The 1,455-nt window shown below is 56.8% G+C and carries 1 rRNA gene; it reads left to right on the top strand.

Features of this window, described 5'->3' with window-relative positions:
• A 23S ribosomal RNA gene (locus ACZ67M_RS37775) occupies positions 1 to 1,455 on the top strand; the annotation flags it as partial.

Genomic DNA, 1,455 nt, shown 5'->3' with positions numbered 1-1,455 from the left:
TGATGTAGGCGAAGGACATGCGAAAGGTCCGGCGTAGAGGGTAAGACCCCCGTAGTCGAAACGTCAGCGGCTCGTTTGAGAGACACCCAAGTAGCACGGGGCCCGAGAAATCCCGTGTGAATCTGGCGGGACCACCCGCTAAGCCTAAATATTCCCTGGTGACCGATAGCGGATAGTACCGTGAGGGAATGGTGAAAAGTACCGCGGGAGCGGAGTGAAATAGTACCTGAAACCGTGTGCCTACAAGCCGTGGGAGCGTCGGACATCAAGCTTGCTTGGTGTCTCGTGACTGCGTGCCTTTTGAAGAATGAGCCTGCGAGTTTGCGGTGTGTTGCGAGGTTAACCCGGGTGGGGAAGCCGTAGCGAAAGCGAGTCCGAATAGGGCGTTTCAGTAGCACGCTCAAGACCCGAAGCGGAGTGATCTAGCCATGGGCAGGTTGAAGCGGAGGTAAGACTTCGTGGAGGACCGAACCCACCAGGGTTGAAAACCTGGGGGATGACCTGTGGTTAGGGGTGAAAGGCCAATCAAACTCCGTGATAGCTGGTTCTCCCCGAAATGCATTTAGGTGCAGCGTCGTGTGTTTCTTGCCGGAGGTAGAGCACTGGATAGGCGATGGGCCCTACCGGGTTACTGACCTTAGCCAAACTCCGAATGCCGGTAAGTGAGAGCGCGGCAGTGAGACTGTGGGGGATAAGCTCCATGGTCGAGAGGGAAACAGCCCAGAGCATCGACTAAGGCCCCTAAGCGTACGCTAAGTGGGAAAGGATGTGGAGTCGCACAGACAACCAGGAGGTTGGCTTAGAAGCAGCCACCCTTGAAAGAGTGCGTAATAGCTCACTGGTCTAGTGATTCCGCGCCGACAATGTAGCGGGGCTCAAGCGTACCGCCGAAGTCGTGTCATTCATACAATAGGGCCAACGCCTGTATGGATGGGTAGGGGAGCGTCGTGTGCCGGGTGAAGCAGCCGCGGAAGCGAGTTGTGGACGGTTCACGAGTGAGAATGCAGGCATGAGTAGCGATACAAACGTGAGAAACGTTTGCGCCGATTGACTAAGGGTTCCTGGGTCAAGCTGATCTGCCCAGGGTAAGTCGGGACCTAAGGCGAGGCCGACAGGCGTAGTCGATGGATAACCGGTTGATATTCCGGTACCCGCTGTGAAGCGTCAAACATCGAGCATCGTGATGCTAAGGCCGTGAAGCCGCCCTGATCTCTTCGGAGTTGAGGGGAGTGGTGGAGCCGCCGAACCAAGCGGTTAGTAGGTGAGTGATGGGGTGACGCAGGAAGGTAGTCCATCCCGGGCGGTGGTTGTCCCGGGGTAAGGGTGTAGGCCGGTGTGTAGGTAAATCCGCACACCTTGTGGCTGAGACCTGATGCCGAGCCGATTGTGGTGAAGTGGATGATCCTATGCTGTCGAGAAAAGCCTCTAGCGAGTTTCATGGCGGCCCGTACCCTA

It is taken from the genome of Streptomyces sp. NPDC107500 (genome assembly GCF_055582785.1).
This window is presented reverse-complemented; position numbering and strand designations above follow the sequence as displayed.